Below are 5,655 nucleotides of genomic sequence, written 5' to 3' on the forward strand. Positions count from 1 at the left end.
TAAATAATCAATAGAATTTATAAAATAGTTCTTCATTTACATTATTTTTAGGAATGAATAAACAAGATTTAAATCTAAGTCTATGTATCAATATTTTTAGAGCAAGCACCATTATATTGAACCCTAATTCAGTTGGTAAGCTTGATACAGGATTAGGTTATACCTATCTCAAAGCTGCTTGACAAAAACTTATTAAAGAGCATTATTCAAACTAATACGTGAAATTATTTTTAATTATTACAATTTGCTTATTTTAGTTTTCTTAATTAAGTTTGCATAAATTAAGCATATTAAAAAAGGTGAGTCGTTTAACGACCCACCTTTTTATAGTTTGGTATTTCAGATAAATTATCGTACGAAAGCTCTCGCATTACGGAACATACGCATCCAAGCACCATCTTCAGACCAATCTTCTGGTTTCCAACTATGGTTAATAGCACGTAAGTTACGTTCAGGATGTGGCATCATCAAGGTCACACGACCATCAGTACTACAGATGCCTGTAACTCCGCCAATTGAACCATTTGGATTAAGTGGATAAGTCTCAGTTGGTTTACCTTGGCTGTCAACATATCTCATAGCTACTTGACCATGGTTCGCCATACCTTCAATTGATTTGTCGTCTAATGTAGCAAAGCCTTCACCATGAGCTACAGCAATTGGTAAAATACTGTCTTGCATACCCTTGAATAAGATAGACTTAGTACGCTCAATCTTAACGTTTACGGTACGTGCTTCAAAGCGGGCAGATTTATTATAAGTAAAGCGTGGGAAGTTTTCAGCACCAGGTATCAAGTCTTTTAACTGTGCCATCATCTGACAACCATTGCAAACGCCTAAGCTAAAGGTATCCGGACGGCTAAAAAAGCGTACAAACTGCATACGTAAATCGTCATGGAATAAGATAGAATTTGCCCAGCCAGAGCCCGCCCCCAAGACGTCACCATAACTAAAGCCGCCGCAAGCCACTAAACCTGCGAAGTCTCGTAAATCAATATGACCTTCTAATAAATCACTCATGTGAACATCTATAGCATTAAATCCAGCAAGCTCAAATCCTGCGGCCATTTCTAACTGACCATTCACACCTTGCTCACGCAAGATAGCCACTTTTGGCTTATTTGGACGACTGTTTAGATAAGGCGCTTCAACTTTTTGATTTAAGTCAAAGTTAGCTTGAGCAATAAGACCATAATGGTTAGTATCAGCAATTAATTCGAATTCTTGCTGCACACAATCTGGATTATCACGGCGCTTAGCGATTTGATAGCTGACTTGAGTCCACGTTTGCTGGAGCTCGCTACGATTAAATACCAAAGCATTATCACCTTGATGGGATGGGGTAATGATAGTCAGCTTATCTTGACCGGCACCGCCTAATGGCGTCTCTATAGTCTGGCCCACTAAACTTAACATATCAGATACGCCATGGACTTCAGCAAGGGTCATGAGCGCTTCAACATGCTCAGGTAATACTTGAATTACTGCGCCCAATTCTTCAGCAAATAACTGACCCAATAAATTATCATCAGTGAGGTTTAAGTTAATTGCCAAGCGATTGGTAAACTGCATTTCAGTCACGCTCGCTAATAAACCACCATCCCCGATATCATGATATGCACTGATAATCCCTTGTGCGTTACCTGCTTGCACAAAGTTAAAGAAATGAAATAAGTCTTGTGGACAAGCTAAGTCTGGACATTCATTACCAAGCTGGCTTTGAGTTTGGGCTAAGATTGAGCCTCCCAAACGAAACTTACCTTTTGATAGGTCTAAGCGATATAAAGCAGAATCAGTGTTGCTAAGCTCAGGCGTTAGCGTTTTATTGACATCTTGCACTGGAGCAAATGCAGTGACTACCAAGCTCATAGGACTAACTACTGACTTAGCACCGTCTTTATCAGTCCAGCTGGCACGCATTGATAAAGAGTCTTTTCCAACCGGAATAGCAATACCCAATGCAGGGCACAGCTCTTCACCTATGGCATAAACAGCATCAAATAAAGCCTCATCTTCGACATCTTCACCACAAGCTGCCATCCAATTAGCGGATAAGGTGATATCAGATATCTTATCTATGCGAGCACCTGCGATGTTAGTAATGGCTTCAGCCACTGCCAATCTTGCAGAAGCTGCTGGGTTAATCAAAGCAACGGGCGGACGTTCACCAACACTCATCGCTTCACCAGTATCTGACAATAATCCGGAGCTGGTAACTGCGCAGTCAGCCACAGGCACTTGATATCGACCCACATATTGATCTTGGGTAACCATACCTGTAATTGAGCGATCACCAATGCTAATTAAGAAAGATTTACTCGCCACAGTTGGGTGACGCAATACATCATGTACTGCTTCTGAGATATCAATATTTTCTAGATTTAAAGGGTCAAGCTGTTTTTGAATACGCTCAAAAGAACGTCTCATTTGTGGTGTACCACCTAATAGAACTTGCATAGGCATGTCGACAGGTTGTTCGTCTAGCAATTCATCGTTTACTTGTAACTGACGAATTTTGGTCGCAGTACCTAAAATAGCATACGGACAACGTTCACGTTTGCAAATAGCATCAAATAAAGCTTCGCTCTCAGGACGAATCGCCAATACATAACGCTCTTGGGCCTCATTAGACCAGATTGCCATGGGTGACATGCCCGCCTCTAAAGACGGAATATGACGTAAGTTTAGCACTGCGCCCATTTCATGATCATTAACCAGTTCAGGCATCGCATTTGATAGCCCCCCTGCGCCCACATCATGAATAGATACGATTGGATTACCATCTTTGCTAGTAGTGCTAGCTTGGATATCATTGCCTGCAAGGGCCCAGCAGCGGTCGATAACTTCTTGACAACGACGTTCCATTTCAGCGTTATCACGCTGTACTGAAGCAAAGTCTAGACCTTCATCCAATTTACCGCTGTCAACGGATGACGCTGCGCCACCGCCAAGACCGATTTGCATCGCAGGACCACCCAGTACGATTAATAAATCGCCTTCTTGGATGCTATTTTTTTCTACCAAGTTACGCTTAATATTACCGTATCCACCCGCTATCATAATTGGCTTGTGGTAACCTCGCATTTGGCTACCATCTTGCTCTTTACTAGTGTCTAATTGGAATGAGCGGAAATAACCACATAAGTTCGGACGACCGAACTCATTTGAGAAATTGGCTGAGCCTAAAGGCCCTTCGGTCATGATTTCTAAACTTGACGCCATACGATCTGGCTTACCATAGTCTTTGGAATTAACCTTACCTGATTGTTCCCATTTTTCTGGCAAATCAGGTAAGTGTAAATGCGAAACATTAAAGCCAGTTAAACCAGCTTTAGGTTTGCCACCACGCCCGGTCGCCCCTTCATCACGAATTTCACCACCTGCACCAGTGGAAGCACCAGCATAAGGGGCAATGGCGGTAGGATGGTTATGAGTTTCAACTTTCATCAAGATATCGATGTTTTCATTATGAAAGCCGTACTGATGCATTTCAGTTGATAGAGCGTCTTCGTCTAATGAGCCACCTAATTGTACCGTTGGTAACGGATAAAAGCGCTCTGCTCTAAAGCCTTCCATAACTGCAGCATTATCTTTATAAGCGGATAGTATGCCTTGAGGATTTTGCTCATGAGTATTTCGAATCATTTTAAACAATGATTTTGGCTTAACCTCATTGTCAATGGTCCACTCTGAATTGAAGATTTTGTGACGGCAATGCTCTGAGTTTGCCTGTGCAAACATCATTAACTCTACGTCAGTGGGATTGTGTTTTAGCTCATCAACATACGCAGTCATTAAATAGTCGATGTCATCATTTGAAAGGGCAAAACCAAATTCTTGGTTGGCAGCCTCTAATGCTCCACGACCTTTGCCAATCACATCAATGTAATTTAAACGAGCTGGACTATGATCATCGAATAACTGTTCTAGCTTATCAAAGTCATACTCTAAGCTTTGTGTCATCCGATCATACAAGATCTGTTCAGCTTCTTTTGGCAATTTGGCCGGTAAAGGATTTGATGTATCATCGCCGCTTAAAGTGAATACGATAACACGCTCAACACGTTCAACATTAAGCTCGCAGTTATTAAATATGTCCGTTGCCTTACTAGACCAAGGTGATATTGTCCCAAATCTAGGACTCACTATAACTTGGCACTGGCCTTGTTCTGCTTCAATCATAGCCACTTCTTGGCCTTGATTTAATAAGTCTAAAGCTTTCTTACGCTCTGCATCATTAAGATCACGTGACAAGACATAGACTTGTTGAGTCTCAATGCTAGTTACTTTTAAGGCCGTTTGGCTATTTAACTGCTCAATAAGTTGATTTGTTTTAAACTCGGTTAAAAAACGGTGTCCAGCGAGGATCATCATAAGGCAATTTCCGCAGTATAGTCTGTTTGAATTTGGCTCGTATTATAGCAATTTTATAAATCAATTACTGCCTTATGCATCAACGTGTCGTATACCAACTCTATTCAAACCTTAATTGTGTTCAATGCGTAATGAATATCTGTGCTAGAACTAAACTTAATTAATAACAGACAAGGAATTAACTTAACTGGGTCTCACAAAAATCTAGGCCATAATGCGCTGTCCAGCATCGATTGGAATAATCGTACCAGTAATAGCTTTTGTCTCATCGCTTACCATAAATGCGGCCATCGCCCCACAATCATCAGAAGTTACTAAACGATGCATTGGTGCACTAGCAGCTTTATCCAAAAGTTGATCAAAATGATTAATACCAGAAGCTGCTCTTGTTGCGATGGCTCCAGGAGAAATAGCATTAACGCGAATGCCTTTTTCACCCAGATCGACCGCTAAATAACGAACCGTTGACTCAAGCGCCGCCTTAACCGGTCCCATCATATTATAATGATTGACCACACGCTCTGAGCCTAAGAAACTTACACAGAGCATAGCGCCTCCATCAACCATCAACGGTTCAGCCAATTTTGCCATTCGAATAAAAGAATGGCAGGAGATGTCCATAGCAGTTAAAAACCCGTCAAGACTACAATCTGTAACCCTTCCATGCAGATCCTCCTTAGGCGCATAGGCAATGGAATGAAGAATGAAATCTAATTTGCCCCATTTACGTCTAATATGATCGAATACTGCTTTAAGTTCTTCATCTTTTTGTACATTACAAGGTTCAAAAATCTCGCAATTTACCCTGTCCATCAACGGCTCTATAAAACTTTTTGTCTTTTCATTTAAATAAGTAACTGCTAAAGCTGCACCCTGATCTGCCATTGATTTAGCACAGCCATAGGCAATTGACTGATCGTTAGCAATACCAATAATCAGTCCTTTTTTACCTGATAAATCACAAATCATAATAGTCTCATGTTATGGGAATTAGTTTATAAGAATTAGTGTTCAGGTCATTGAAGAGTAGATACTATATACAATACTTATTTGAGTCTGGCTTTAGTTGATTGGCTGACTTAATTTGGCTTTGTTTGGTTTTGTTTATATGAATATACTTTTTTGACTCTATATAGCTCGTATTTTTTTAAAAATAAGATTGGTACATAAAACGATTCAAACTATTGGTCTAATTTATATTAAAAGTAATACAAACATATTAATGATTACTTAGATTAACACACCAAGTGCAACGCTACGTAATATTAAAGAACACCTGAT

The 5,655-nt window shown here is 40.3% G+C and carries 2 protein-coding genes; both read right to left on the reverse strand.

Annotation, left to right across the window (positions count from 1 at the left end):
- Positions 1–348: 348 nt before the first annotated feature.
- Positions 349–4,374, reverse strand: a complete 4,026-nt coding sequence (purL, locus tag QZ265_RS09495; RefSeq protein WP_296405629.1) for a phosphoribosylformylglycinamidine synthase — start codon at positions 4,372–4,374, stop codon at positions 349–351.
- A 204-nt stretch (positions 4,375–4,578) separates the two neighbouring features.
- Complete coding sequence (gene fabI / locus QZ265_RS09500; RefSeq protein WP_296405631.1) at positions 4,579–5,343, reverse strand: enoyl-ACP reductase FabI; 765 nt, start codon at positions 5,341–5,343, stop codon at positions 4,579–4,581.
- Between the last annotated feature and the right edge of the window lie 312 nt (positions 5,344–5,655).

Source organism: Psychrobacter sp. (assembly GCF_018260395.1).
In the GTDB taxonomy this organism is placed as follows: domain Bacteria; phylum Pseudomonadota; class Gammaproteobacteria; order Pseudomonadales; family Moraxellaceae; genus Psychrobacter.

Coding starts and splice junctions, on each gene's coding strand:
- purL (WP_296405629.1), bottom strand. CDS start 4,374: ATGATGATCCTCGCTGGACACCGTTTTTTAACCGAGTTTAAAACAAAT.
- fabI (WP_296405631.1), bottom strand. CDS start 5,343: ATGATTTGTGATTTATCAGGTAAAAAAGGACTGATTATTGGTATTGCT.